Source organism: Pseudomonas sp. ICMP 460 (assembly GCF_002723595.1).
Taxonomy (GTDB): domain Bacteria; phylum Pseudomonadota; class Gammaproteobacteria; order Pseudomonadales; family Pseudomonadaceae; genus Aquipseudomonas; species Aquipseudomonas kitaguniensis.
In genome coordinates this window covers 18,081-43,101 of the sequence record NZ_LKBR01000057.1, presented here as the reverse complement: position 1 = coordinate 43,101, position 25,021 = coordinate 18,081, and the positions used below count along the sequence as shown (strand labels likewise).

Annotated in this window: 24 protein-coding genes; 8 read left to right on the top strand and 16 right to left on the bottom strand. The window is 59.9% G+C overall.

Annotated elements, in window-relative coordinates; all coding sequences use genetic code 11:
- Nucleotides 1-236: 236 nt before the first annotated feature.
- Both mprF and AO240_RS24020 read left to right on the top strand, forming a co-directional pair.
- Nucleotides 237-2,879, top strand: coding sequence for a bifunctional lysylphosphatidylglycerol flippase/synthetase MprF (gene mprF, locus AO240_RS24025; RefSeq protein WP_099239827.1), 2,643 nt, complete (start codon nt 237-239; stop codon nt 2,877-2,879).
- Nucleotides 2,879-4,165, top strand: coding sequence for a virulence factor family protein (locus tag AO240_RS24020; protein WP_099239825.1), 1,287 nt, complete (start codon nt 2,879-2,881; stop codon nt 4,163-4,165). The genes mprF and AO240_RS24020 overlap by 1 nt, the downstream gene beginning before the upstream one ends.
- A gap of 78 nt (nt 4,166-4,243) precedes the next feature.
- Here AO240_RS24020 and recJ read toward each other — a convergent pair whose 3' ends face one another.
- Nucleotides 4,244-5,953 carry a single-stranded-DNA-specific exonuclease RecJ gene (gene recJ / locus AO240_RS24015; protein ID WP_058414798.1) on the bottom strand — a complete coding sequence of 570 codons (1,710 nt, stop codon included), beginning with the start codon at nt 5,951-5,953 and terminating at the stop codon, nt 4,244-4,246.
- Nucleotides 5,954-6,196: 243 nt separating this feature from the next.
- Entirely contained in the window at nt 6,197-6,739 is a 543-nt protein-coding gene (locus AO240_RS24010) for a YaeQ family protein (protein WP_099239823.1), read from the bottom strand.
- A 149-nt stretch (nt 6,740-6,888) separates the two neighbouring features.
- On the opposite strand from AO240_RS24010, the gene AO240_RS24005 reads away from it, so the two are divergent.
- Complete coding sequence (locus AO240_RS24005) at nt 6,889-8,088, top strand: CaiB/BaiF CoA-transferase family protein (protein ID WP_099239821.1); 1,200 nt, start codon at nt 6,889-6,891, stop codon at nt 8,086-8,088.
- Entirely contained in the window at nt 8,088-8,972 is an 885-nt protein-coding gene (locus tag AO240_RS24000) for a TIGR02285 family protein (RefSeq protein WP_099239819.1), read from the top strand. The genes AO240_RS24005 and AO240_RS24000 overlap by 1 nt, the downstream gene beginning before the upstream one ends.
- 169 nt (nt 8,973-9,141) lie before the next feature.
- Here the strand turns inward: AO240_RS24000 and AO240_RS23995 are convergent, their stop codons facing one another.
- Entirely contained in the window at nt 9,142-9,426 is a 285-nt protein-coding gene (locus AO240_RS23995; protein WP_099239817.1) for a DUF3509 domain-containing protein, read from the bottom strand.
- Between the two features lie 312 nt (nt 9,427-9,738).
- Between AO240_RS23995 and AO240_RS23990 the strand changes: the two genes are divergently transcribed.
- Nucleotides 9,739-9,939, top strand: coding sequence for a hypothetical protein (locus tag AO240_RS23990; protein ID WP_099239815.1), 201 nt, complete (start codon nt 9,739-9,741; stop codon nt 9,937-9,939).
- A gap of 98 nt (nt 9,940-10,037) precedes the next feature.
- On the opposite strand, the gene thrC is transcribed toward AO240_RS23990, so the two are convergent.
- From thrC to ffh, 9 genes are all read right to left on the bottom strand, one after another.
- On the bottom strand, nt 10,038-11,447 hold the full coding sequence (gene thrC, locus AO240_RS23985; RefSeq protein ID WP_058414804.1) for a threonine synthase: 1,410 nt from the start codon (nt 11,445-11,447) through the stop codon (nt 10,038-10,040).
- Nucleotides 11,448-11,550: 103 nt separating this feature from the next.
- Nucleotides 11,551-12,855 carry a homoserine dehydrogenase gene (locus AO240_RS23980; protein ID WP_099239813.1) on the bottom strand — a complete coding sequence of 435 codons (1,305 nt, stop codon included), beginning with the start codon at nt 12,853-12,855 and terminating at the stop codon, nt 11,551-11,553.
- Between the two features lie 130 nt (nt 12,856-12,985).
- Nucleotides 12,986-13,717, bottom strand: a complete 732-nt coding sequence (locus tag AO240_RS23975) for a thioredoxin fold domain-containing protein (protein WP_099239812.1) — start codon at nt 13,715-13,717, stop codon at nt 12,986-12,988.
- Nucleotides 13,718-13,882: 165 nt separating this feature from the next.
- Nucleotides 13,883-14,779, bottom strand: a complete 897-nt coding sequence (gene xerD / locus AO240_RS23970; protein ID WP_099239811.1) for a site-specific tyrosine recombinase XerD — start codon at nt 14,777-14,779, stop codon at nt 13,883-13,885.
- 155 nt (nt 14,780-14,934) lie between these two features.
- Complete coding sequence (gene rplS, locus AO240_RS23965) at nt 14,935-15,285, bottom strand: 50S ribosomal protein L19 (RefSeq protein ID WP_003175895.1); 351 nt, start codon at nt 15,283-15,285, stop codon at nt 14,935-14,937.
- A 45-nt stretch (nt 15,286-15,330) separates the two neighbouring features.
- On the bottom strand, nt 15,331-16,104 hold the full coding sequence (gene trmD, locus AO240_RS23960) for a tRNA (guanosine(37)-N1)-methyltransferase TrmD (protein ID WP_152746780.1): 774 nt from the start codon (nt 16,102-16,104) through the stop codon (nt 15,331-15,333).
- Nucleotides 16,086-16,622, bottom strand: coding sequence for a ribosome maturation factor RimM (gene rimM / locus AO240_RS23955; protein ID WP_058414808.1), 537 nt, complete (start codon nt 16,620-16,622; stop codon nt 16,086-16,088). The genes trmD and rimM overlap by 19 nt, the downstream gene beginning before the upstream one ends.
- Before the next feature lie 5 nt (nt 16,623-16,627).
- The gene (rpsP, locus tag AO240_RS23950) at nt 16,628-16,879 is read right to left on the bottom strand and encodes a 30S ribosomal protein S16 (protein WP_003175899.1); all 252 of its coding nucleotides are present in this window, start codon (nt 16,877-16,879) and stop codon (nt 16,628-16,630) included.
- 251 nt (nt 16,880-17,130) lie between these two features.
- Entirely contained in the window at nt 17,131-18,507 is a 1,377-nt protein-coding gene (gene ffh, locus AO240_RS23945) for a signal recognition particle protein (protein WP_058414809.1), read from the bottom strand.
- 234 nt (nt 18,508-18,741) lie between these two features.
- On the opposite strand from ffh, the gene AO240_RS23940 reads away from it, so the two are divergent.
- From AO240_RS23940 to AO240_RS23930, 3 genes are all read left to right on the top strand, one after another.
- The gene (locus AO240_RS23940; protein WP_099239809.1) at nt 18,742-19,554 is read left to right on the top strand and encodes an inner membrane protein YpjD; all 813 of its coding nucleotides are present in this window, start codon (nt 18,742-18,744) and stop codon (nt 19,552-19,554) included.
- A 12-nt stretch (nt 19,555-19,566) separates the two neighbouring features.
- Nucleotides 19,567-20,805: a transporter associated domain-containing protein gene (locus tag AO240_RS23935; protein WP_099239807.1), complete on the top strand. Its 1,239-nt coding sequence runs from the start codon at nt 19,567-19,569 to the stop codon at nt 20,803-20,805.
- Nucleotides 20,806-21,028: 223 nt separating this feature from the next.
- Nucleotides 21,029-22,339, top strand: a complete 1,311-nt coding sequence (locus AO240_RS23930) for an MFS transporter (RefSeq protein WP_099239805.1) — start codon at nt 21,029-21,031, stop codon at nt 22,337-22,339.
- A 97-nt stretch (nt 22,340-22,436) separates the two neighbouring features.
- Here AO240_RS23930 and purT read toward each other — a convergent pair whose 3' ends face one another.
- From purT to AO240_RS23910, 4 genes are all read right to left on the bottom strand, one after another.
- On the bottom strand, nt 22,437-23,618 hold the full coding sequence (gene purT, locus AO240_RS23925; RefSeq protein ID WP_099239803.1) for a formate-dependent phosphoribosylglycinamide formyltransferase: 1,182 nt from the start codon (nt 23,616-23,618) through the stop codon (nt 22,437-22,439).
- A gap of 69 nt (nt 23,619-23,687) precedes the next feature.
- Nucleotides 23,688-24,155 carry a VUT family protein gene (locus tag AO240_RS23920; RefSeq protein WP_099239801.1) on the bottom strand — a complete coding sequence of 156 codons (468 nt, stop codon included), beginning with the start codon at nt 24,153-24,155 and terminating at the stop codon, nt 23,688-23,690.
- A gap of 106 nt (nt 24,156-24,261) precedes the next feature.
- Entirely contained in the window at nt 24,262-24,477 is a 216-nt protein-coding gene (locus AO240_RS23915; RefSeq protein WP_058414815.1) for a DUF1289 domain-containing protein, read from the bottom strand.
- Nucleotides 24,474-24,998: a gamma carbonic anhydrase family protein gene (locus tag AO240_RS23910; RefSeq protein ID WP_099239799.1), complete on the bottom strand. Its 525-nt coding sequence runs from the start codon at nt 24,996-24,998 to the stop codon at nt 24,474-24,476. The genes AO240_RS23915 and AO240_RS23910 overlap by 4 nt, the downstream gene beginning before the upstream one ends.
- Nucleotides 24,999-25,021 lie beyond the last annotated feature (23 nt).

Sequence of the window (25,021 nt, the reverse complement as noted above, 5' to 3'; positions counted from 1 at the left end):
TGATGAAAAAGTTCTTCTGAAACAATGGCATGGCATCTTTCATGAAACCGTATGCGGTTTGTAGAGTCCATGTCATTGCAAGCTATGCTCAATACTCAAGCGCTACCCTCTACGACCAATGGCCGCTGTCGCCCCACCCGGCGATAAGCGTTAATATTTGTAATTATTTTGTCCATAGGGATTGGTAACTTGGCTGGATACCTCCATCCTGTCGCGCACAATCCACGAGGTGATTGATGCGCGCCAACTCGTCTGAACCACAAGACACTGTCACAGCGACACAACCGATCACTCCCACCCGTTTGCGTTGGCTGGATCTGTTGAGCAAGTATCGTCAGCCCATCGGGCTGGGCGTTACCCTGTTGCTGTTCGCAATAGCCCTGATCGCCTGTCGACATTTGCTCCTGGAGCTGGACCTCTACGCCCTCCACGACTCGATACTGGAAGTGCCCAAGCCCGCCCTGCTGGGTGCGTTTGGCGCGGCCGTCGCAGGTTTTATCATTCTGTTGGGTTATGAATTCTCCGGCGCGCGCTACGCCGGGGTAAAACTGCCTGCCAAGACCCTGGCCCTGGGTGGCTTCACCGCCTTTGCCATCGGCAATGCCATCGGCCTGTCGATGCTCTCGGGCGGTTCGGTGCGCTACCGTTTATATGCACGCCATGGCATCGGCGCTTCGGAAGTGGCGCACATGACCGTGTTCGCCAGCCTGGCCCTTGGCACTGCCCTGCCGCCGCTGGCCGCCTTGGCCACGCTGAGCAACCTGCCGGCTGCATCGACTTACCTGCATTTATCGCAAGGTTTGCTCGGTGGCATTGCGGGTGCAGTGCTGCTGTTGTCGGCCGCGCTGTGCATCGGCATCTATCGTCGCCGCTTGCCGGAACAACCCTACCCGGACAACCTGCTGGTCAAGGCTGGGCGTCGCACCCTGCGCCTGCCCGGCCGCCGCCTGACCTTCCTGCAACTGATCATCACCGCGCTGGACGTCGCCGCTGCCGCCACCGTCCTTTATATGCTGCTGCCCGAAGCGCCGCCGTTCGGCCCGTTCCTGCTGGTGTACCTGCTGGCACTGGCCGCAGGCGTACTCAGCCATGTACCGGGCGGCGTGGGTGTGTTTGAAGCGATTCTGCTGGCGGCATTTGCCGACAAGCTCGGTGCTGCGCCGTTGGCTGCCGCCCTGCTGCTGTACCGGATGATCTACGTGGTGCTGCCGCTGCTGATCGCCTGCGTGTTCCTGCTGGTCAACGAAGCTCAGCGCCTGTTCCAGACCCAGCAAAGCCTGCGGGTTGCCTCCGGCCTGGCCGCGCCGGTGCTGGCCGTGCTGGTTTTTTTGTCAGGCGTGGTTCTGCTGTTTTCCGGGGCCACGCCAGAAATCGACTCACGCCTGGAAAACATCGGCTTCCTGATTCCCCACCGCCTGATTGATGCCTCGCACTTTGGTGCCAGCCTGATCGGCGTGTTGTCCCTGCTGCTCGCTCAAGGCCTGCGTCGACGCTTGTCGGCTGCCTGGATGCTGACCATGGTGCTGCTGCTGACCGGCGCCCTGCTGTCGTTGCTCAAAGGCTTCGACTGGGAAGAAGCCAGCTTGATGATCATGACCGCGGTGTTGCTGGCGATCTTCCGTCGCTCGTTCTACCGCGCCAGCCGCCTGACCGAGCTGCCATTTTCGCCGCTGTACCTGGTGGCCAGCGTGTGTGTGCTGGGCGCTTCAATCTGGCTGCTGCTGTTCGCCTATCAAGACGTGCCGTACAGCCACCAACTGTGGTGGCAGTTCACCCTCGACGCCAACGCCCCACGTGGCTTGCGCTCATTGCTGGGTGCGGCGGTGCTGCTGGTGATTGTGTCGCTGACCTGGCTGCTGCGCACCGCACGCCCGATCATCCACTTGCCGACACCGGATGAACTGGCCCGCGCGACTAAAATTCTGATGGCCTCGTCCCAACCCGATGGCGGCCTGGCGCTGACCGGTGACAAGGCGCTGCTGTTTCACCCCAACGACGAAGCCTTCCTGATGTACGCGCGTCGCGGTCGCAGCCTGGTGGCGTTGTACGACCCGATTGGGCCAACGCAACCGCGCGCCGAAATGATCTGGCAGTTCCGCGACCTGTGCGACATCCATCACGCCCGCCCGGTGTTCTACCAGGTGCGCGCCGAGAACCTGCCGTACTACATGGACATCGGCCTCACCGCGATCAAGCTGGGCGAAGAAGCCCGCGTCGACCTGAAACGCTTTGACCTGGAAGCCAAGGGCAAAGAGATGAAGGACCTGCGCTACACCTGGAACCGCGGCACGCGGGACGGTCTGTCGCTGGAGATATTTGAGCCGGGCCATGCGCCGATGGATGAACTCAAAGTGATCTCGGATGCCTGGCTGACCGGCAAGAACGTGCGCGAAAAGGGCTTCTCCCTGGGCCGCTTCAGCGACGACTACCTCAAGCACTTTCGCATCGCTATCATTCGCTTCGAAGGGCGCACGGTGGCCTTCGCCAACCTGCTCGAGACCTACAACCACGACCTGGCCAGCCTCGACTTGATGCGTGCGCATCCTGACGCGCCAAAGCTGACCATGGAATTCATGATGGTCGGCCTGATTCAACATTATAAAAACCACGACTACGCCCGCTTCAGCCTCGGCATGGTGCCGTTGTCGGGCCTGCAACCGCGACGTGGCGCGCCACTGACCCAGCGTTTGGGTTCGATGGTGTTCCGCCGTGGCGAGCAACTGTATAACTTCCAAGGTTTGCGCCGCTTCAAAGACAAGTTCCAGCCTGACTGGGAACCCCGTTATATGGCCGTGCCCGCAGGACTTGATCCGCTGGTGGCACTGGCTGATACCGCCGCCCTGATTGCGGGCGGCTTGACTGGATTGGTGAAACGCTGATGATTCGACGCTCCTGGCGGTATGTCTTGGCCTTTGTGGTGCTGCTTGCGCTGATCTCGGCGGGGGGCTTTTGGTACATGAAGCGCCCTGCCGCGCAACCGGCTCTGGAGCAACTGCCCCAGGCCGACGGTTCTGTGATGACCCGCGTCACCCCGGCTGGCACTGCCAAAGCCCGCGTGGCGGTGGCCGTTATGGCCGATGAAACCCTCACCGACAGCCAACTGATCGCGCTGAGCCAAGGCGGCGCGGCGCAAATTGTTCAAGTGGTCCTGCCCAAAGATGACTGTGCGTTGCAGGAACAAGCCTTGCAAAGCGCGCTGGCCCAGCTCAAAGGCCCGGCGACGCTGGTCAGCGGCATCGGCCCTGGCGCGGCACTCGCCTGGCGCTGGCTGGCCACGCAGAACGACGACAAGGCCAACGCCATCTCTGTTGGCTTCGCGCTGGTGCAGGAAGGGTGCAAAGACCCGCTGCCGAAAACTGCCGCGCATGGCAATTGGCTGGTGGCGTGGAACGATAACCCTGACGATGAAAGCGCCAGTTTCGTACGCGACACACCGCGCGCGACCACCAGCATCAGCGACTACGACATTCACTACCCGCAAGTGCTGAACAACGAACTGCGCAAGCAGTTGGTCGGCTCGGACAATGGCGGCCTGGCGATTCCTGTGGTCGAAGTGCCGGCTGGCCAGGCCAAAGACACCGTCACGCTGTTCCTCTCCGGTGACGGCGGCTGGCGTGACCTGGACCGCGACGTGGCCGGTGAAATGGCCAAGATCGGCTACCCGGTGGTCGGCATCGACACCCTGCGCTATTACTGGCAGCACAAAACCCCGGAACAGAGTGCCAAGGACCTCACCGAACTGATGCAGCATTACCGTCAGAAGTGGGGCACCAAGCGCTTCGTGCTGACCGGTTATTCGTTCGGTGCCGACGTACTGCCGGCGATCTACAACCGCTTGCCGGAAAACGAACAGCAACGCGTCGATGCCATCATTCTGCTCGCGTTCGCACGCACCGGTAGCTTTGAAATCGAAGTCGAAGGCTGGTTGGGCAATGCCGGCAAAGAAGCCGCTACCGGCCCGGAAATGGCCAAGCTGCCGGCTGACAAAGTGGTGTGCATCTACGGTGCCGAAGAAGTCGACGAGAGTGGCTGCACCGACAAGACCGCTGTCGGTGAGGCGATGAAGCTGCCGGGCGGGCATCACTTTGATGAAAACTACCCGGCGCTGGCCAAGCGCTTGGTGGACATCATCGTGAAGCATCAGGCCAAGGATAAAACCGAGTAAGCCTGAGGTTTGCATCAATCAAAAATGTGGGAGGGACCCGGGTCCCTCCCACATTTGTTTTTGGGGTGTGGCCAATAACTAGCGCGGTTCGATGTGCGCAATCATCAGTTGCACGGTTTCCTGCCCACGAAACTCGTTCACGTCCAGCTTGTAGGCCAATTCAACCCAACGCACCGTCGGGTTGGGCCAGACCTCACGGTCCACGCCAAACGCAATGCCATCAAGCTTCACAGACCCGCACTCGCTCTTGAGCACCACTTTGAGGTGCCTCTCGCCTACCACACGCTGCTCCACCAACTGAAACACACCGTGAAACAGCGGCTCGGGGAAATGCTGCCCCCACGGCCCGGCATGTCGCAGTGCGCGCGCCAGCTCCAGATGAAATTCTTCCACCGCCAGCGTGCCATCGGTCAGCAAGCGCCCGGTGAGGTCTTCTTCACGCAGTTGCCGACGCACTTCGGCATCAAAGGCTTCGGCAAACAACGGGAAATTTGCTTCGGGCAACGTCAAACCCGCCGCCATCGCGTGGCCGCCGTATTTGGCGATCAGGTTAGGGTGCTGGCTTGCCACTACCGCCAACGCATCACGGATGTGAAAACCCTGCACGGAGCGCCCAGAGCCCTTGAGCAGGCCATCACCGGCATCCGCAAAGGCGATGGTCGGGCGGAAGTAACGCTCTTTCATGCGCGAGGCCAGAATACCGATCACGCCTTGGTGCCATTCCGGGTCGAACAGGCACAAGCCGTAAGGCATCGACTCCACCGGCAGGTCCTTGAGCTGGGCGAGCGCCTCGCGCTGCATGCCTTGTTCGATGGATTTGCGGTCCTGGTTCATGCCGTCAAGCTGCGCAGCCATCTCGCGTGCGGCCGCAACGTCAGTGGTGAGCAGGCACTCAATGCCCAGGCTCATATCATCCAGGCGCCCGGCGGCGTTGAGCCGTGGCCCCAGAATAAAACCGAGGTCGGTGGAGGTAATGCGCGCGTGGTCGCGCTTGGCCACTTCGAGAATCGCCTTGATGCCGGGCCGGGCGCGACCGGCGCGAATACGCTCAAGGCCTTGATAGACCAGAATGCGGTTGTTGGCGTCCAGCGGCACCACGTCGGCGACGCTGCCCAGCGCCACCAGGTCGAGCAGTTCACCGATGTTCGGCTGGGGCTTGCTGTCATACCAGCCCAGGCTGCGCAAACGCGCGCGCAAGGCCATCAGCACGTAAAAGATCACGCCGACACCGGCCAGCGCCTTGCTGGGGAACTCACAACCGGGCTGGTTCGGGTTGACGATGGCGTCTGCCGCCGGCAATTCATCGCCCGGCAAGTGGTGGTCGGTGACCAACACCTGCAACCCCGCCGCCTTGGCCGCCGCCACACCTTCGACGCTGGAAATGCCGTTGTCCACGGTGATCAGCAACTGCGGCTCACGCTGCAGTGCTACCGCGACAATTTCCGGGGTCAGGCCATAGCCGTACTCAAAGCGGTTCGGCACCAGGTAGTCGACATGCGCCGCGCCGAGCAAACGCAGGCCCAGTGTACCGACGGCGCTGGCAGTGGCACCGTCGGCGTCGAAGTCACCGACGATCAGGATGCGCTGGCGCTGCTCCAGGGCCGTCACCAACAGGTCCACCGCCGCATCGATGCCCTTGAGCTGCTGGTAGGGAATCAACCGCGCCAGGCTCTTGTCCAGCTCGGCTTCCGACTGCACCCCGCGCGCGGCGTAGAGACGGGTCAACAGCGGCGGCAATTCACCGAGAAACGGCAGTACAGCGGGCAACGGGCGAGGATCAATACGCATGGGACGTCGGGGAATTCTCTGTAGGGGAAAGGTAGGGTTTAAGCTGCAAGCTTCAAGCTTCAAGCTTCAAGCTTCAAGCTTCAAGCCTCAAGCCTCAAGCCTCAAGCCTCAAGCCTCAAGCCTCAAGCTGCAAGCTGCAAGCCTCAAGCCTCAAGCCTCAAGCCTCAAGCTGCAAGCTGCAAGCCTCAAGCTCGTAGCTTCAAGCTTGCAGCTTGCAGCTTATTAACTTGCAGCTGCGTCTATTCAGTCTCGCTCGCCGACCAGCCATTCCAGTTGCACTTCGTGCTGGCCACGGTCATCGGTGACGAAGAGTGTGCCTTCGCTGATCATCACGTCCCACTTGATAACGCGAGGCATGTCCTTGGCCAGGGTTTCGAGGATTTCCTGCGGCACAGCGGCGATGTGCACGTTTTTCAGGTTTTTGGCCACGGGCACTACTTTGCCTTCCCACACGCGCAGGCTGCCGTACGCCAGCAAACTGGTGCGTTCGGTACGGCGCGAACACCAGGTCAGGCGATCAGCGTCGGGCTGACCGACTTCGATCCAGTGCAAAACCCGATCATCCAGGCTTTTTTCCCACAAGGCCGGTTCGTCCACATCTGACAGGCCACGACCGAACGCCAACTGCTCGTTGTAAAACAGCGCGTAGGCCAGCAGACGCACTGTCATGCGCTCTTCGGTTTCGGAAGGGTGGCGGGCGATGGTCTGTTTGACGCTCTCGTACACCGAACGGTCGAGGTCGGTGAGGTTCAGTTCGAATTTGTAGGTCGTGGACGGCTGGGCCATGAACGGGCTTCTAGAGACAGGGAAAGGCGGCCAGTCTAACCGATGGCGGGGGCATTCAACGAATACTGCGCTGCATCATCCTTATACCTGTGTCACTCGCCTATGTTAAAAGGCTTCATACCACCGCCGTTCGTTTGATGAGGAACCTCATGTCGATTAATGCCAAACCACTTGCTGGCCTGAAAGTCGTCGAGCTGGGCACCCTGATCGCTGGCCCCTTTGCCTCACGCATCTGCGCCGAATTCGGCGCGCACGTGATCAAGGTCGAATCCCCGGACGGCGGCGACCCGCTGCGTAAATGGCGCAAGTTGTATGAAGGTACGTCGCTGTGGTGGTTTGTACAGGCACGCAACAAAAAGTCGCTGACGCTTAACCTCAAGCATCCGGACGGCCTGGCGATTCTTAAACAGTTGTTGGCAGACACCGACATTCTGATCGAAAACTTTCGCCCCGGCGTGCTGGAAAAGCTCGGTTTGAGCTGGGAAACCTTGCACGCACTCAACCCGAAGCTGGTGATGGTGCGCCTCTCTGGGTTTGGCCAGACCGGGCCGATGAAAGACCAGCCGGGCTTTGGCGCGGTGGGCGAGTCCATGGGCGGCTTGCGTTACATCACAGGATTCGCCGACCGCCCGCCGGTGCGCACGGGAATTTCCATCGGTGATTCGATTGCAGCGTTGTGGGCGGTGATCGGCGCGCTGATGGCGCTGCGTCATCGTGAAGTCAACGGCGGCCTCGGCCAAGTGGTGGATGTGGCGCTGTATGAGGCTATTTTCGCGATGATGGAAAGCATGATCCCGGAGTTTGACGTATTCGGATTTATTCGCGAGCGCACCGGCAACATCATGCCGGGTATTACGCCCTCCTCCATCCACACCAGTGCTGATGGCAAGCACGTACAAATCGGTGCCAACGGTGACGCGATCTTCAAGCGTTTCATGGTTGCGATCGGCCGTGAAGACTTGGCCAACGACGCGCAACTGGCCAGCAATGACGGACGTGACGCCCGCCGCGATGAGCTTTACGGCGTGATTGATCGCTGGGTCAATTCGCTGCCCTTGGACCACGTGGTTGAGCAGCTCAACAAAGCCGAAGTACCCGCCAGCCGCATTTACAGCGCCGAAGACATGCTGGGTGACCCGCAGTTTCTGGCGCGGGAGATGTTTCTTCAGGCCAAGCTACCGGGCGGCAAGGACTTCAAGATGCCCGGGATCGTGCCCAAACTCTCGGACACACCGGGCAGTTGTGAATGGGTTGGGCCGCAACTGGGCGAGCACAACAGCGTGCTGCTCAACGCGCTGGGTTACGACGCCGCAGCCATCAAGCGTCTGCGTGAGGATGGCGCGATCTGATGGCCAGTCCGCGCAGACGACGACTCCTTCATCTGTGCCTCGCCGGCGCGCTAGGCGCAATATTGCCGCTCTCGGCCCAGGCCGAAGACACGTTGATCTGGTTGCTGCGCGACCTGCCGCCCATCACCCTCTTTGAGGGGCCACACAAGGGCCAGGGCGCGCTGGACCAACTGCTATTGATGCTCACCGCGCGCCTGCCGGAATACCGCCACCAGGTAATGCACGTCAACCGTGCCCGCAGCATTCAAATGCTGCGCGACCCCACGCTCACCTGCGATCCGTCAGTGCTGTGGACAGCGGAACGGGCCAAGTACATGGTGTTTTCCGACTTGGCTTACGTCTCGGTGGCCAACGGCGTAACAGTGCGACGCAGCCAGTTAGACAAAATGGCGCCGTTTATTGTCGAGGACCACTTTGACCTGCAGGCCTTTCTCGACTCGCCTCACGCGCGCGTTGGCGCTACCGCCGAACGAAGCTACGGCCCTTTCATCGACGACCAGCTCAAAGGCGCCGCCCCAAACACATTGGCCCTGCATTACGGCAATGATGCGCTGGGCAGCTTGTTGCAAATGCAGCGTCTGGGGCGACTGGAGGTGGTGCTGGGTTACGCGTCGGAAATCCGCTACCACGCTGCACAACAGCACATCGCCAGCCACGACCTGATGTTCTACCCCATCAAAGGCTCAGCGCCTTACCAGCTTACGCATATCGGTTGCTCAGACACGCCTCAAGGTCGCGAGGCCATGCAGCGAATCAACCAGGTGTTAAGCGACATCCCCCAGCAACCGCTGCAGCAATCCTACGCCGCGTGGTTGGACCCGGTCATGCGGGAGCGCTACTTGCTCGACAACCCGAGCTTTTTCCAGAATTCCCCGGAGCCCTGACAAATCGCAGGCAAAAGAAACCCCGAAGCGTGGGGAGACACTTCGGGGTTAAACGTGGCCTACAATGACCAGTACAACAAGCCACAAACACCGGAGCACAATGTTTGCTCTTGCTGTTATGAAATCTGACCGGCCATGCTGTAGGAAGTTTCCTCGATTAAACAATTCTTCATGCCAAGGCGCCGCCGCGGGTTTGCGCGGCATTGCGCAAGGCTGCAATGACGGAAGGCTCCAGGCGGCCTTCGGCGATTTTCAGGTCACGCAGCAAGCAGTCGACCACATCCACCAACACACGTTTATCCATCAATTGCGCCTGGTCGACTTCGCGCTCTACCACAATGGCGCCAGCAGGGCTCTTCACCGTCACCAGGCAATCGCCCTGCGTACCGCAGGTGGTCAGCGTAACCTGATAAGGGCTCAGTGCTTCTTCGAGCAATAGGCTGATACTTTCCATTTCGATCACCACTCAATAGTTCGCAAACATGCGTTTCAACGGGAGCTGCATCTCTCCTAGTGACTGGTTATGACGTAGGAAAGTTCGCTTTTTCGTCTTTGTGCGGCCTTCGGGGAGTGACGAGAACCAGCATGCGCTTGCAACATGACAATCAGAAAACGCATCCACATAACTGCTTACGCAATGGGCGGTTGTTTTGGGGTTTTTCGGGTACTGAGTCTCAAGGCGAACCTTATACTCGGTGAGCACGCGTCATTTTGCCTAGCAGGCAAACGTGCATGTCTAAGGCCCTGATTGCGAAGGATGAGTACGATGCTGGAACACGACGAAAGGCAGGCTGCGCTCGAGAAGATTCACGCGGACATATCGCGAATGTACGCAGAGCAACGGAAGTACAACGCAGAAGTCGGCAAGATAACTCGAGAAACTTTTTGGTACCCCATGGGTGTAGCAATGGCTGTAACAGCGACCATTTCCACCGTCACGGCCTTGGCCATCAAACTGCTCACGTAAGCCTGAGCGAAGCCGGGCCTGCCAACAACGAAAAACGCCGCTGACCCAAGGAAGGGAAAGCGGCGTTCTTGTCTGCGCCAAGGCGCCAGCGGTTTGCCTTACAGCGGCTTACCCCGGTTGCCGTGCTGGCTGACAAACGCCTGCACAGCCTTCAGGTCGTTCGCCAGCACGGTGCAGCGTTCTTCACGCTCGAACAGGTCAACCAAGTGCTCCGGCAATTCCAGCGCCTTGCCAACGCCAGCCTTCAACACCGCTTCCGGGAATTTGACCGGGTGGGCCGTGCCCAGAATCACCATGGGTATGTCCAGGCTACGACGGCATTCGCGTGCGGCCTTCACGCCGATAGCGGTGTGCGGGTCGAGCAGCTCGCCAGTCTGGGCGTAAACCTCGGCGATGGTTTCGCAGGTCTGCGCATCGTCCACGGCCAGTGAATCGAACAGCTTGCGGGTTTCGGTCCAGCGCTCTTGTTCGACGCTGAAACCGCCACCGCGCTTGAAGGTGTCCATCAAACCGGCAATCGCCGCACCGTTGCGACCGTGCATGTCGAACAACAGGCGTTCGAAGTTCGACGAGACCATGATGTCCATCGATGGCGACAGCGTTGCGTGCAGGGTCTCTTTGGCATACTGGTTGCCGCTCATGAAGCGGTGCAGGATGTCGTTGCGGTTGGTGGCAACGATCAACTGGTTGATCGGCAAACCCATGTTGCGCGCCAGGTAACCGGCAAAAATATCGCCGAAGTTGCCGGTCGGCACCGAGAACGACACCGAACGCGCCGGGCCGCCCAACTGCAGGGACGCGTGGAAGTAGTAGACGATCTGGGCCATGATCCGCGCCCAGTTGATCGAGTTCACTGCCACCAAACGTGTGCCTTTGAGGAAGCTCTGGTCGGCGAAGCTGTTCTTGACCATTTCCTGGCAGTCATCGAAGTTGCCTTCGATGGCGATGTTGTGGATGTTCTCACCAAAAATGCTGGTCATCTGGCGACGCTGCACCTCAGACACGCGCTTGTGCGGGTGCAGGATGAAGATGTCGACGTTCTCGCAGTGCTTGCAGCCTTCGATGGCCGCCGAGCCGGTATCACCGGAGGTCGCGCCGATGATCACCACGCGCTCGCCGCGCTTCTCCAGCACGTAATCGAGCAAGCGACCGAGCAGTTGCAGAGCAAAGTCCTTGAACGCCAGGGTCGGGCCGTGGAACAGCTCAAGCACCCATTCGTTGCCGTTCAGTTGACGCAGCGGGGCGATAGCGCTGTGGGAAAATACGCCGTAGGTCTCTTCCAGAATCTTTTTGAAATCCGCATCCGGAATGCTGCCGGTGACGAACGGGCGCATTACCCGGAACGCCAGCTCGTGGTACGGCAAGCCAGCCCAGGAAGCGATTTCTTCCTGGGTGAAGCGTGGCAGGTTTTCCGGCACATACAGGCCGCCATCAGTGGCAAGGCCTGCGAGCAAAACGTCTTCGAAATTCAGGGCCGGTGCCTGGCCGCGGGTGCTGATGTAACGCATAGGAGCAAACCTTTGGTTTGAGCTTCAAGCTTCAAGTGACACGCTTCAAGTTAACGCAGATTTGCTTGTACTTGAGGCTTGCCGCCTGGCGCTTGCAGCTGAATTAATTTAGATGTTCGACGCGAATCCGCACCACCGGGCCAACCACGCCTTGCAGGGCTTCCAGGGCGGCGATGGCGTCGTTCATGTGCTGTTCGAGCACGCGATGGGTCAGCAGGATCATCGGCACCTGGCCGTTTTGCTCCTCGACTTCCTTCTGCATGATCGACTCGATGTTGATACCGCGCTCCGACAGGATGCTGGCAACCTGCGCCAACACACCCGGATGGTCCTGCGCCTGAATGCGCAGGTAGTAAGCACTTTCGCACGCCTCGATCGGCAGGATCGGGTGGGCCGACAGCGAATCCGGCTGGAAGGCCAGGTGCGGCACGCGGTTTTCCGGGTCGCTGGTCATGGCGCGAACCACGTCCACCAGGTCGGCAATCACCGACGATGCGGTCGGCTCCATGCCGGCGCCGGCACCGTAGAACAGCGTCGAACCGGCAGCATCACCGTTGACCATTACCGCGTTCATCACACCGTTGACGTTGGCGATCAGTCGGTCAGCCGGGATCAGCGTCGGGTGTACACGCAGCTCGATACCGGCCGATGTGCTGCGCGCTACGCCCAAGTGTTTGATGCGGTAGCCCAAGGCTTCGGCGTAGTTCACGTCGGCAGTGGTCAGCTTGGTGATGCCTTCGGTGTAGGCCTTGTCGAACTGCAGCGGGATACCAAAGGCAATGGACGCCAGGATGGTCAGCTTGTGCGCCGCGTCGATGCCTTCCACGTCAAACGTCGGGTCGGCTTCGGCGTAACCCAGTGCCTGGGCTTCGGCCAACACGTCTTCGAACGTACGGCCTTTTTCACGCATTTCAGTGAGGATGAAGTTACCGGTGCCATTGATGATGCCGGCCACCCAGTTGATACGGTTGGCCGACAGGCCTTCACGGATCGCCTTGATCACCGGAATACCACCCGCCACAGCGGCCTCGAACGCAACGATCACACCCTTCTCACGCGCCTTGGCGAAGATTTCATTGCCGTGCACGGCGATCAGCGCCTTGTTGGCGGTGACCACATGCTTGCCGTTCTCGATGGCCATGAGCACCAGCTCGCGGGCGACGGTGTAGCCGCCGACCAGCTCGATGACGATGTCGATTTCAGGGTTGGTGGCAATGGCGAAAACATCGTTGGTAATCGCAATACCGGTCGTTTGGAACTGAGGCTTTGGCGAGCGTGTGGCAATTTGCGCCACTTCAATCGCGCGCCCTGCACGGCGGGAAATTTCTTCAGCATTACGCTGAAGTACGTTAAAGGTGCCGCCACCGACGGTCCCTAACCCACAGATGCCAACTTTGACCGGTTTCACTGAAGAACTCCCCATGAAACGACCGACACTGGGTCGGTCGCGGAAAAACAGCCGCATCGCTGCGGCTTTCAATTAATGGCCCGTCGATCTGTCGGCGGGCCATGATCGTCAAAGGTTCGACGATGCTGGTTTATTTAGCGCCCAGTGCCAGTTTGGCAACTTGTGGGGCTGGCTGGTAGCCCGGAATCACCTGACCATCAGCTAAAACGATGGCCGGAGTACCGTTCACACCGATTGACTGGCCCAAGGCAAACTGCTTGGAAACCGGGTTGGCGCATTTCGCCGCCTTGATTTCCTTGCCATCGACCATCTTGTCCATCGCCGCTTTTTTATCGGTCGAGCACCATACCGCCTGCAACTGCTCGTCGCCGGGCGAACCCAGGCCCTGGCGCGGGAAGGCTACGTAGCGCACTTCCACACCCAGCTTGTTCAGCGCAGGCACTTCGGCGTGCAGCTTGTGGCAATACGGGCAGGTGGTGTCGGTGAACACCGTGATGTGGGTTTTGGTTTCGCCGATCGCCGGGTAAACCACGGTTTCAGCCACCGGAATACCGTTGATCAGCTTGGACACGCCCAAGCGCTCGGCTTGCTCGGTGAGGTTGACCGGCTTGCCGTCTTTCAACTGAAACAAGTAGCCCTGGACGATGTACTGGCCATCGGCACTGGCGTACAGCACGCGGCTGCCCTTGAGCTTGACTTCATACAGGCCGGCCATCGGGCTGGTGCTGATGCTTTCGATCGGCGTGTCGAGCTGCAGCGCGGCCAGGCTCTTGCGAATGGTTTGCTCGGCGGCGTCGTCGGCGACGACTAGGGTGGAAACCAACGCAATCGCTGCGGCGGCAATAATCTGGGTCAAGCGCATGGGAACTCCTGAAGGCAGATGCAGGGACGGGTGCGCAACACCGATAAGCAAACCAGGCACTGCAAACACAAGTCAGGCCGTCCCCTTAACTAACCGGCGAAGCCTACCACAGTTGGGCCGGGGGGCAGACGGCGGCAAGCAAATTGGGCCTTTTCCGACAGACTTTTACCCGCGCGGGTGATGTTTGGCGTGCATCTCTTGCAGACGTGCCCGCGCCACATGGGTGTAAATCTGCGTGGTGGATAAGTCGCTGTGCCCGAGCAGCATTTGCACCACCCGCAGATCAGCACCGTGGTTGAGCAAATGCGTGGCGAACGCATGGCGCAACGTGTGCGGCGAAAGGCTCTTGCTGATCCCGGCGACCTTGGCCTGGTGCTTGATACGGTGCCAAAACGTCTGGCGGGTCATCTGTTCGCCGCGCAGGCTGGGAAACAGCACATCGCTGGGACGCCCGCCGAGCAATTCAGCACGAGCATCACGCATATAGCGCTCAACCCAGACGATTGCCTCCTCGCCCATCGGCACCAGCCGCTCCTTGCTGCCCTTGCCCATCACGCGCAGCACACCTTGGCGCAGGTTGATTTGCTCCAGGGTCAAGCTGATCAACTCGGTTACCCGCAGGCCACAGGCGTACAACACCTCAAGCATGGCGCGGTCGCGCTGGCCGATAGCCTCGCTCAAGTCGGGCGCGGCAAGCAAGGCATCCACGTCAGCTTCCGACAGGGATTTAGGCAATGGTCTACCGAGTTGCGGCATATCGACTTGCAGCGTCGGGTCAACGGCGATCAATTTTTCGCGCAACAGGTAGCGATAGAAACCACGCACACCGGAAAGGAATCGCGCAGTCGAACGGGGCTTGTAGTGCTGCTCCAGGCGCCAGGCCAAGTGATCAAGGATCAGCTCACGGCCGGCATTGATCAGTTCGAGGTTTTGCTCCTGCATCCAGCCGTTGAACAGGGCCAAGTCGCTGCGATAGGCCTGACGGGTGTTGTCGGACAGGCCTTTTTCCAGCCACAGGGCATCGAGGAAACGGTCAATCAGCGGGTGGTCGATGGCGGGCATAGGCGCTCAAGCGTGGAAAAAGTGTTGTCGGTGACATCCTATCGCGAGCAAGCCCGCTGCCACAGGGGGAATACTTGGATGAACGGCAAAGTGACAAATTTCAGGCACAAAAAAGCAGCCCGCAGGCTGCTTTTTTCTGCATCGGGAAGCTGGGCTTAAGCCAGTTTTTCCTTGATGCGAGCTGCTTTACCAGACAGGTCACGCAGGTAGTACAGCTTGGCTTTACGTACGTCACCGCGACGTTTAACGGCCATGCTGTCGATTTGCGGGCTGTAGGTCTGGAAAGTACGCTCTACGCCAACACCGTTGGAGATTTTACGCACGGTGAAAGCACTGTTTACGCCGCGGTTACGCTTGGCGATAACAACACCTTCGAACGCTTGCAGACGCGAACGGTCGCCTTCCTTCACTTTCACCTGAACGACAATAGTGTCGCCCGGGGCAAAGGTAGGGATTTCTTTGGTCATCTGCTCTGCTTCGAGTGCAAGGATGATTTTGTTAGTCATGCTGTGCTCCTAAGGTAAGTCAATGGACCTACCATCGATACGTTGTTAACTATCGTCCCGCGCGAGGATGTATTCCTCGAGCAGCTTCTTCTCTTCTCCAGAAAGCGAGCGGCTTTCCAGAAGATCGGCGCGTCGTTCATAGGTCCGACCAAGGGACTGCTGTAAACGCCAACGCCGGATGTGTGCGTGATTGCCACTTAGCAATACGTCGGGAACACGCTGATCCGCATACACCTCCGGTCGGGTGTAGTGCGGGCAATCCAGCAAACCATCCGTGAAGGAATCTTCCTCCGCGGAGTCCGCATGCCCTAAAGCTCCAGGCAGCAGTCGTGTAACCGCATCTATCAGGACCATCGCCGGCAGCTCGCCGCCAGACAGAACATAGTCCCCAATCGACCACTCTTCATCGACATGAGCTTCAATAAACCGCTCGTCAATGCCTTCATAGCGACCGGCAATCAGGATTAATGCTTCCTCATTCGCCATGTCGCGTACCGCAGCCTGTTTCAGCTGGCGGCCTTGAGGGGACAGGTAAATTACCTTCGCCTTCTCCCCGGCGGCGGCTTTGGCCTGAACCAATGCGTCTTCCAGGGGCTTGATCTTCATCACCATGCCCGGGCCACCGCCAAATGGGCGATCGTCCACAGTGTGATGCCGATCCGTCGTGTAGTCTCGCGGGTTCCAACAGGTAAGCTGCAACAGCCCCTGCTTCACCGCCCGACTGGTGATGCCGTACTCGCTGATGGCGGAAAACATCTCGGGAAACAAACTGATCACTTCAATGCGCAAATTAGCCACGCTTAGAAGTCCGCGTCCCATTCCACCTTCATCTCGCCTGCTGCCAGGTCGATAGCCAACACGCATTGCTCGGTATACGGCAACAGGCGTTCGCGATCATCCAGGCTGCCAGCGCAAGGCTTGACCACCATTACATCATTGGCGCCGGTTTCCAGAAGGTGATCGATTTTCCCGAACAATTGCCCGAGTTGATCAATAACCTTCAGACCTTCCAACTGGTACCAGTAGTACTCGCCGTCGGTCAATTCAGGGAACAGGTTGCGCGGCACGCAGATCTCATAACCGGCCAGAAGACGCGCTTCTTCACGATCATCAAGACCCTTGAGCTTTGCGACCAGGAACTTGTCGCTCCCGCGTCCACTGACCAGCTCGACCTGTTTCACACTACCTTCGCGCCGAAGCGTCCAGGTTTTGTACTGCAACAGGTTTTCAGTCGGATCAGTAAAGGAATACACCTTCACTTCGCCGCGAACGCCATGAACAGAGTAAATCTTGCCGATAACGATCAAATCATCAGCAACAGCTGGCGTCGCGTTCATATTGCTCAGGCTGCGGCCTTAGCCGAGTCCTTCAACAGTTTTGCAACGCGCTCGGATGGCTGTGCACCAACGCTCAGCCAGTAGGCTACGCGCTCTTGGTTTACGGACAGACGAACTTCTTGACCACGAGCAACAGGGTTGAAGAAACCAACCTGTTCCTTGTGCGAACCGTCGCGCGGGTTGCGGCTGTCGGTTACGGTCAAGTGGTAAAACGGGCGCTTTTTGGAGCCGCCAAGGGCAAGACGGATTGTTAGCATGTGAACATCGTTCCTGTAGTCGGTGCTGCAAATCTAAATGCACAGCGGGCATAGGTGCCCGAAAGGCCGCATATTCTAAGGAATATCCGGACTTTTGCAAATGTCTTTTTCTGGCGCCTATCAGCGTGCCACTCAGATCTGCTATAGAGCCGTCGGTTAAAACGGCTGGTCAGCTCCCGCTAACTGCGGGTTTGCTGGAGATCCCACATCCTTGTGGGTCGGAGCAGGAGCTGGGCTCCCGCTCGAATTCTTTACATTTTCGGCATGCCGCCGCCGGGCAACATACCGCCCATGCCGCGCATCATTTTGGCCATTCCGCCTTTTGCGGAGAATTTCTTCATCATTTTCTGCATCTGCTTGTGCTGCTTGATCAAGCGACCGATGTCCTGCACCTGAGTACCGGAGCCCATGGCGATGCGACGTTTGCGCGAACCACTGATCAGCTCAGGGTCACGGCGCTCGGCCGGTGTCATGGAGTTAATGATGGCTTCCATCTGCTTGAACTGCTTCTCTGCCGCGCCCTGGGCATTGCCCATTTGCGCCAGGTTCACACCGCCGATGTTCGGCAGCTTGTCCATCAGGCCGCCGAGGCCGCCCATGTTCTTCATTTGTTGCAGCTGGTCACGGAAGTCTTCGAGGTCGAAGCCTTTGCCCTTCTTGAGCTTTTTAGCCAGTTTGTCGGCTTTGTCCTTGTCGAGCGTGGCTTCAGCCTGCTCGATCAGGCTGAGCACGTCGCCCATGCCGAGAATACGCGAGGCGATACGCTCAGGGTGGAACGGTTCGAGCGCTTCGCTCTTCTCGCCCATACCGATGAACTTGATCGGCTTGCCAGTGATAGCCCGCACCGACAGCGCGGCACCGCCACGGGCATCGCCGTCGACCTTGGTGAGGATAACGCCGGTCAGCGGCAGTGCGTCGCCGAAGGCCTTGGCGGTGTTGGCCGCATCCTGGCCGGTCATCGCGTCGACCACAAACAGCGTCTCGACCGGGTTGATCGCGGCATGCAGCGCCTTGATCTCGCCCATCATCTCTTCGTCGATGTGCAGGCGACCGGCGGTATCGACGATAACCACGTCGATGAACTTGAGCTTGGCTTCTTTAATCGCAGCGGTGGCGATGTCGACCGGCTTTTGGCTCAGGTCGGACGGGAAGAAGGTCACGCCGACTTCGCTGGCGAGCATTTCCAACTGCTTGATCGCCGCCGGACGGTAAACGTCAGCCGACACCACCATCACGGTTTTCTTTTTGCGCTCTTTAAGGAAGCGCGCCAGTTTGCCGGCGGTGGTGGTTTTACCCGCACCTTGCAGACCGGCCATCAGCACGACGGCAGGTGGCACGGCGCTGAGGTTCAAATCTTCGTTGGCCGCGCCCATCAGGCTTTCGAGTTCGGCCTGCACGATCTTCACAAAGGCCTGGCCCGGGGTCAGGCTGCGCGACACTTCGGTGCCGACCGCACGCTCTTTGACCGAGTTGACGAAGTCCTTGACCACAGGCAACGCCACGTCGGCTTCCAGCAACGCCATGCGCACTTCACGCAGGGTGTCTTTAATATTGTCCTCGGTCAGCTTGGCCTTGCCGGTTACGTGGCGCAGCGTCTGCGAGAGACGGTCAGTCAGGTTTTCAAACATGCGCGATCCTTTCAGGCCCTATTCATCGAAGTGCATCGGTAGACCGAGGTAATGGCGGCCGAGGCTGTGGTAAATCGCTGTTAAAAACAGCGCTCGGCGAGCCTGCGGCGTGGGCAGGTCGCGGATTATAGCGAAGACTGCGCCTGTGCACACCCGCTGTCTGGCCCGGGAGTCTTTCGTGCAGCGTTGGTGTGTGCCAAACTCAGCGCCTTTCGGGCTTGTCTATCAGGATTTATGCTCCCCTTGTCACCCAGTTTGCTACCCAGCCTCGCCGCCGCCATTGTGTATGCCGCTGCGACTCTCTATCAGGGCACTCGTCTGGCCCAAGGCACCAAAGCGGATAAACGTCTGTTGGTGGGCCTTGGCGTCGCCGCCCTGCTGGCTCACGCCGCCAGCCTGTTTACCCACCTGATGACGCCGGTCGGCCTGGGCCTGGATTTTTTCAGCGCCGCCAGCCTGATCGCCGCCGCCGTGATCGCGCTGACCCTGCTGGCCTGCTACCGCATCCCCGTCGAAAACCTGCTGGTGCTGCTGTTTCCGCTGGGCATGCTGACGGTATTGCTGGCGCAATTTGCGCCGACCGGCACCGTGCAGGTGATCGATGAAGAGCCGGGCATCCTCGCGCATATATTGCTGTCGATCCTCGCCTACGGCATGTTCACCATCGCGGTATTCCAGGCGTTGCTGCTGTTGCTGCAAGACCACCAGCTTAAAAACAAGCACCCGTCCGGGCTGATCAAGAACTTCCCGCCGCTGCAAACCATGGAAAGCCTGCTGTTCGGCTTCCTCTGGGCCGGCTGGACGCTGCTGTCGCTGTCGCTGATTTCCGGCTGGCTGTTCGTCGAAAACCTGTTTGCCCAGCACCTGGTGCACAAAACCCTGCTGGCGTGCCTGGCCTGGGTAGTGTTCAGCGTGTTGCTGTGGGGCCGTAACCGCCTCGGCTGGCGTGGGCACAAGGCGATACGTTGGACCCTGGCCGGTTTCTGCCTGCTGATGCTGGCCTATTTTGGCAGCAAGCTGGTTCGCGAATACATCCTGCATATCTGACGGGCAGCAATCATGGACAACTTGCCCCTTGGGCCGATGCTCGCGGTAATCGCTTTGCTGGTTTTGTGGGCGGCGCTGTTTACCGCCATCGAGGCCGCGCAACAACACCTGCTGGCCCTGCGCCCCGGTACACGCCAGGGTGACAAAGCCGCCGCCCGCCTGAACTTCCCACGGCACAGCCTGATTCTGTGCAACAGCCTGTGTCGCGCTGCAGTGGTGATTCTGTGCACCCTGCTGGCGATTTACGCCTGGGCGCAAAATGGCCCATGGCTAGGCTGGCTGATCTCATGCGCCGTGCTGCTGGTGCTGGCCGATTACCTGCCGCGCGCTCTGGCCACTCGCCACCCACAAGCGGTGCTGGGTTTTGGCAACACGCTGTTGGGCGTGCCGTTGAAAATGCTCTACCCACTGGCCTGGTTGCTCAATGGCATCAGCCTGTTGTTGCTGCGCCCCTTTGCGCGCAAATCCGGCACGGTGAAAAAGAGCGACGAGCCGTTGCCCGAGCATGACGATGAACCGCAGCCCGACACAGACGACGACCGCACGCCTGACATGCCCGGCATCCATGCGCTGGACAACATCACGGTCAACGACATCCTGGTGCCGCGCAGCGAAGTCGACGGCATCAACCTGGACGACCCGATCGAGGACATCATCGCGCAACTGCGCACCTCGCAGCGCACCCGTCTGCCGGTGTTCCACAGCGACATCAACCAGGTGCAGGCCGTGCTGAATACGCGGCAGATTCAACACCTGCTGCCCGATGCCACGCTGAGCAAAGAAGCCCTGCTGGCCGCCTGCCACGAACCCTACTTCGTCCCGGAAAGCACGCCGCTGCAGTTGCAATTGCTGAATTTTCACAAACAGCAACGCCGCCTGGGCATGGTGGTGGACGAGTACGGCGAAGTGCTGGGCATTGTGACGCTGGAAGACATCCTTGAAGAAATCGTCGGCGAATTTGAAAGCGAACAGAGTGCGGACAACCCGCATATTGAAGCGCAGCCCGACGGCCGCTACATCATCGACGGCGCCGCCTCAATCCGCGAGCTGAATAAAAGCCTCGCCTGGCACCTGCCGAGTGACGGCCCCAAAACCCTTAACGGCCTGGTGACCGAAGCGCTGGAGACTATTCCGGACTGCGCGGTATGCCTGAAAATCGGCCGCTACCGTCTGGAAATCCTCGAGACCGAGGACAACCGCGTCAGCAAAGTGCTGATCTGGCACACCAGCCGAGTGCCGGTGGCTGCCTGACCTGCCTGGCACTGCTCAGTCCAATGTGGGAGGGGGCTTGCTCCCTCCCACGCTGCCCTTGTTGTATGCGCACACCCCTTCCTATAATCGGGGCGGCTTACCGGCCCTGCCCCACCGCGTGTTTGCTCCCATCCCGAGCCGCACCGCGCACAACCCTGACCCATGGGTGCTCGACCAATAATAATCCGCGTCCAAACGCGCAATGACCTTCAGGGATACCTCAATGAGCAGCACCTATAACGAGGCCGCGCCCGCCGCCCCGCTCAACTCGACCGCACGGGTTGCGACCGCGAGCATCGTCGGCACCGCCATCGAATTTTACGACTTCTACATCTATGCCACCGCGGCAGCGCTGGTGATCGGCCCCGTGTTCTTTCCGCAGACCTCCGGCACCGCGCAGATGCTCGCGTCGTTCCTGACCTTCGGCATCGCCTTTATCGCCCGCCCGCTGGGTTCGGCGCTGTTCGGCCACTTCGGCGACCGTATCGGGCGCAAATCCACATTGGTCGCATCCTTGCTGCTGATGGGCGTGTGCACCACGCTGATCGGCTTGCTGCCGGGTTATGACAGCATCGGCGCCTGGGCGCCGATCCTCTTGTGTGTGCTGCGCTTCGGCCAGGGCTTGGGCCTTGGCGGGGAATGGGGTGGCGCTGCGTTGCTGGCGACCGAGAACGCGCCCAAAGGCAAGCGCGCCTGGTTCGGCATGTTCCCGCAACTCGGCCCGTCGATTGGCTTTTTGGCCGCCAACGGCTTATTTCTGATATTGGCCATGAGCCTGAACGACGAGCAGTTTCGCAGCTGGGGCTGGCGTATCCCGTTCATCCTCAGCGCCGCGCTGGTGATGGTCGGCCTGTATGCACGGCTGAAGCTGCATGAAACCCCGGTGTTCACCCAGGCCGTGGCCAACGAAGCGCCGGTGAAAGTGCCGCTGGTGGAACTCTTCAGCCAACACGGGTTGCCGGTGTTACTCGGCGCCGCGTCGATGGTGGTGTGCTATGCGCTGTTCTACATCACCACCGCGTTTTCCCTGAGCTACGGCGTTTCGACGCTGGGTTACAGCCGCGAGGCCTTCCTTGGGCTGTTGTGTTTCGCCGTGTTGTTCATGGGCCTGGCGACACCGCTGGCGGCCTTGGCCAGTGACCGCTACGGGCGCAAGCCGGTGCTGATCGTCGGCGCGGTGCTGGCGATTTTGTCGGGGTTCACCATGGAGCCGCTGCTGACGCATGGCTCGACGTGGGCCGTGGCGTTGTTCCTGGCATTGGAGCTGTTCCTGATGGGCATAACCTTCGCACCGATGGGCGCAATGTTGCCGGAACTGTTCCCGACCCGTGTGCGTTATACCGGCGCGTCGGCGGCGTATAACCTGGGTGGGATTGTCGGGGCGTCGGCCGCACCGTTCTTCGCGACCAAGCTGGTGGCGATGGGTGGGCTGAGTTATGTGGGCGGGTATGTGTCGGCGGCGGCGCTGCTCAGCTTGATCGCTGTGCTGTGCCTGAAAGAGACGCGCGATAATGATTTGAACAAGGTGGCCTGATAGACCGCTATCGGGAGCAAGCCCGCTCCCACATTTGAAATGTATTCACAGTTCAAAATGTGGGAGCGGGCTTGCTCGCGATGGACTCGACGCGGCTCTAGAGCTCTACCACAACAGCCTTCGAAGCACGCGTAGCCTTGGCCCGCGCCGCTTCAATCGACTCATCCCGTGCCAACGCCACACCCATGCGGCGCTGGCCGTTCACCTCCGGCTTGCCAAACAGACGCAACGCCGTGTCCGGCTCGCTCAACGCCGCGCCGAGGTTGGCGAATGCAGTCTGAGTCGACTGCCCTTCCACCAAAATCACCGCCGACGCCGAAGGCCCGAACTGACGAATCAATGGAATCGGCAGGCCCAGAATGGCCCGGGCGTGCAAGGCAAACTGCGACAGGTCCTGCGAAATCAAGGTCACCAAACCGGTGTCATGCGGGCGCGGCGAGACTTCGCTGAACCACACTTGATCGCCCTTGATAAACAGCTCTACGCCAAACAGGCCACGGCCACCGAGTGCCTCGGTGACTGCTTTGGCAACCCGCTCGGATTCCGCCAAGGCAATCGGGCTCATGGCTTGCGGCTGCCAGGATTCCTGATAGTCGCCCTTCTCCTGACGGTGGCCGACAGGTGCGCAGAAGGTGGTGCCGCCGATGTGACGCACGGTCAGCAGGGTGATTTCGTAATCGAAGTCGATGAAGCCTTCGATGATCACGCGGCCTTTACCGGCACGGCCGCCTTCCTGAGCGTACTCCCAGGCTTTTTGCACGTGGTCAGTGCTGCGCAACAGGCTCTGGCCCTTGCCCGACGAACTCATCACCGGCTTGACCACGCACGGGAAGCCGAGGTCTTGCACGGCCTTGCTGTAGTCTTCGAAGGTGTCGGCGAAGTGGTACGGCGAGGTCGGCAAGTCCAGCTCTTCAGCGGCCAGGCGACGGATGCCTTCACGGTTCATGGTCAGCGAGGTGGCGCGCGCGGTCGGGATCACGGTGAAGCCTTCGGCTTCCAGTTCAACCAGCGTGGCGGTGGCGATGGCTTCGATTTCCGGCACGATGAAGTGCGGTTTTTCCGCTTCGATCACCGCACGCAAGGCGGCGCCGTCGAGCATGTTGATCACATGGCTGCGGTGCGCAACCTGCATGGCCGGTGCGTTGGCGTAGCGATCCACGGCAATCACTTCAACGCCCAGGCGTTGCAGTTCGATTACCACTTCCTTGCCCAGCTCACCGCAGCCACACAGCAAAACGCGGGTCGCGGTTGGCGACAATGGAGTTCCGATTCGGGTCATCTCAGGTCCTCAGGGGAGCGGATCATGGGGAGAAAGGCCGGCATTTTACATGAACTGTAAAAATTGGCCTTAGTTGGCGACAGTGCGCTGGCGGATACGCCAGGCCATGATCAGCCACACCACCGTCACGCCGGCGAACTTGGACACCAATGCAGTGCCTGCCACCGCCGGCGTCAGCGCGCCGATCAGGCCGAAAAAGATAAAGGTATCGATAGGAATGCTCAGCGCCGAACTTATCCACAGGCGGTCATGCAGCGGGCGCTTGGTGATGCTGAACACCAGCCAATCGATGCACTCCGACACCCCGAACGCGGTGGCGCTGGCCAGCGCGATGGACGGGTCGGAGGTGATGTACGACAGCGCCAGCGCGGCCAGCATGGCGATGATCGCGCCATGGCCGAAGCGCGTTTGCACCATGTCGCGCAAGATAAACACCAGGCCGCCCCACGCGGACCAGATGACATCCAGGTGCGGGGCGGTGGAAAAAGCGAAGTTGATCAGCACGACGCTGCTGATGTAAGCGATCAGGAAGAGCATGGCGAACGGGACCTGTGAACAAGCCGGCTAGGGTACTTCACATTTCTGAATATGTCGTCTTCAGGGGCCTCATCGGGAGCAAGCCCCCTCCCACAGGAGCGGTCTGTCAGGCGCCGGATTTACCCGGCATCATCCACACCAAGCCGCTCGCCAACGCCCGCTCATGGCACAACCCCAGCACCACGCGGCGCTCGGCATTGTCCATGCGGCTCCAGCGCGTAATCTCCTCCACGCTACGCTGGCAGCCCGTACAAATATCGTCATCATCCAGCGCGCAAATGCTCACGCACGGCGAGGCGACGGGGCGTTCGGTCGGGTTCATTGTTCCTGCTCAACCAGGTCACGCGCATAGCGCTGCGCGTTGTGTACATAGTGCGCAGCGCTGGCTTCGAGCATGCGTTTTTGCGCTTCGGTCAGCTCACGCACAACTTTGCCCGGCGAGCCCATCACCAAAGAACCGTCGGGAATTTCCTTGCCCTCCCCGATCAGCGAATTGGCGCCGATGATGCAGTGCTTGCCGATCTTTGCGCCATTGAGGATTACCGCGTTGATACCGATCAAGCTGTAGTCGTCGACGGTGCAGCCATGCAGCATGGCGTTATGCCCAATCGTCACGCCGGTGCCCAGCGTCAGCGGGTAGCCCATGTCGGTGTGCATCACGCTGCCATCCTGCACGTTGCTGTTTTTGCCGATCAGGATCAGTTCGTTATCGCCACGCAATACCGCGTTGAACCACACGTTGGCGCCCTCCTCAAGCTTGACCTTGCCCACCAGCGTGGCATTCGGGGCCACCCAGCTGTGTGGATGAGTCTCTACGCGGGCGTCGCCCAAGCGGTATTTCATGGTGTTTCCTCACGGCGCGCCAT

Coding starts and splice junctions, on each gene's coding strand:
- recJ (WP_058414798.1), bottom strand. CDS start 5,953: ATGCGTATTGATCCTCGCCCGTTGCCCGCTGTACTGCCGTTTCTCGGT.
- mprF (WP_099239827.1), top strand. CDS start 237: ATGCGCGCCAACTCGTCTGAACCACAAGACACTGTCACAGCGACACAA.
- thrC (WP_058414804.1), bottom strand. CDS start 11,447: ATGCGTTACATCAGCACCCGCGGCCAGGCACCGGCCCTGAATTTCGAA.
- AO240_RS23940 (WP_099239809.1), top strand. CDS start 18,742: ATGCTCCCCTTGTCACCCAGTTTGCTACCCAGCCTCGCCGCCGCCATT.
- AO240_RS24020 (WP_099239825.1), top strand. CDS start 2,879: ATGATTCGACGCTCCTGGCGGTATGTCTTGGCCTTTGTGGTGCTGCTT.
- AO240_RS23915 (WP_058414815.1), bottom strand. CDS start 24,477: ATGAACCCGACCGAACGCCCCGTCGCCTCGCCGTGCGTGAGCATTTGC.
- rplS (WP_003175895.1), bottom strand. CDS start 15,285: ATGACTAACAAAATCATCCTTGCACTCGAAGCAGAGCAGATGACCAAA.
- ffh (WP_058414809.1), bottom strand. CDS start 18,507: ATGTTTGAAAACCTGACTGACCGTCTCTCGCAGACGCTGCGCCACGTA.
- AO240_RS23990 (WP_099239815.1), top strand. CDS start 9,739: ATGCTGGAACACGACGAAAGGCAGGCTGCGCTCGAGAAGATTCACGCG.
- AO240_RS23930 (WP_099239805.1), top strand. CDS start 21,029: ATGAGCAGCACCTATAACGAGGCCGCGCCCGCCGCCCCGCTCAACTCG.
- AO240_RS24010 (WP_099239823.1), bottom strand. CDS start 6,739: ATGGCCCAGCCGTCCACGACCTACAAATTCGAACTGAACCTCACCGAC.
- trmD (WP_152746780.1), bottom strand. CDS start 16,104: ATGGGACGCGGACTTCTAAGCGTGGCTAATTTGCGCATTGAAGTGATC.
- xerD (WP_099239811.1), bottom strand. CDS start 14,779: ATGCCCGCCATCGACCACCCGCTGATTGACCGTTTCCTCGATGCCCTG.
- AO240_RS23975 (WP_099239812.1), bottom strand. CDS start 13,717: ATGCGCTTGACCCAGATTATTGCCGCCGCAGCGATTGCGTTGGTTTCC.
- AO240_RS24000 (WP_099239819.1), top strand. CDS start 8,088: ATGGCCAGTCCGCGCAGACGACGACTCCTTCATCTGTGCCTCGCCGGC.
- AO240_RS23910 (WP_099239799.1), bottom strand. CDS start 24,998: ATGAAATACCGCTTGGGCGACGCCCGCGTAGAGACTCATCCACACAGC.
- rpsP (WP_003175899.1), bottom strand. CDS start 16,879: ATGCTAACAATCCGTCTTGCCCTTGGCGGCTCCAAAAAGCGCCCGTTT.
- AO240_RS23995 (WP_099239817.1), bottom strand. CDS start 9,426: ATGGAAAGTATCAGCCTATTGCTCGAAGAAGCACTGAGCCCTTATCAG.
- purT (WP_099239803.1), bottom strand. CDS start 23,618: ATGACCCGAATCGGAACTCCATTGTCGCCAACCGCGACCCGCGTTTTG.
- AO240_RS23935 (WP_099239807.1), top strand. CDS start 19,567: ATGGACAACTTGCCCCTTGGGCCGATGCTCGCGGTAATCGCTTTGCTG.
- rimM (WP_058414808.1), bottom strand. CDS start 16,622: ATGAACGCGACGCCAGCTGTTGCTGATGATTTGATCGTTATCGGCAAG.
- AO240_RS24005 (WP_099239821.1), top strand. CDS start 6,889: ATGTCGATTAATGCCAAACCACTTGCTGGCCTGAAAGTCGTCGAGCTG.
- AO240_RS23920 (WP_099239801.1), bottom strand. CDS start 24,155: ATGCTCTTCCTGATCGCTTACATCAGCAGCGTCGTGCTGATCAACTTC.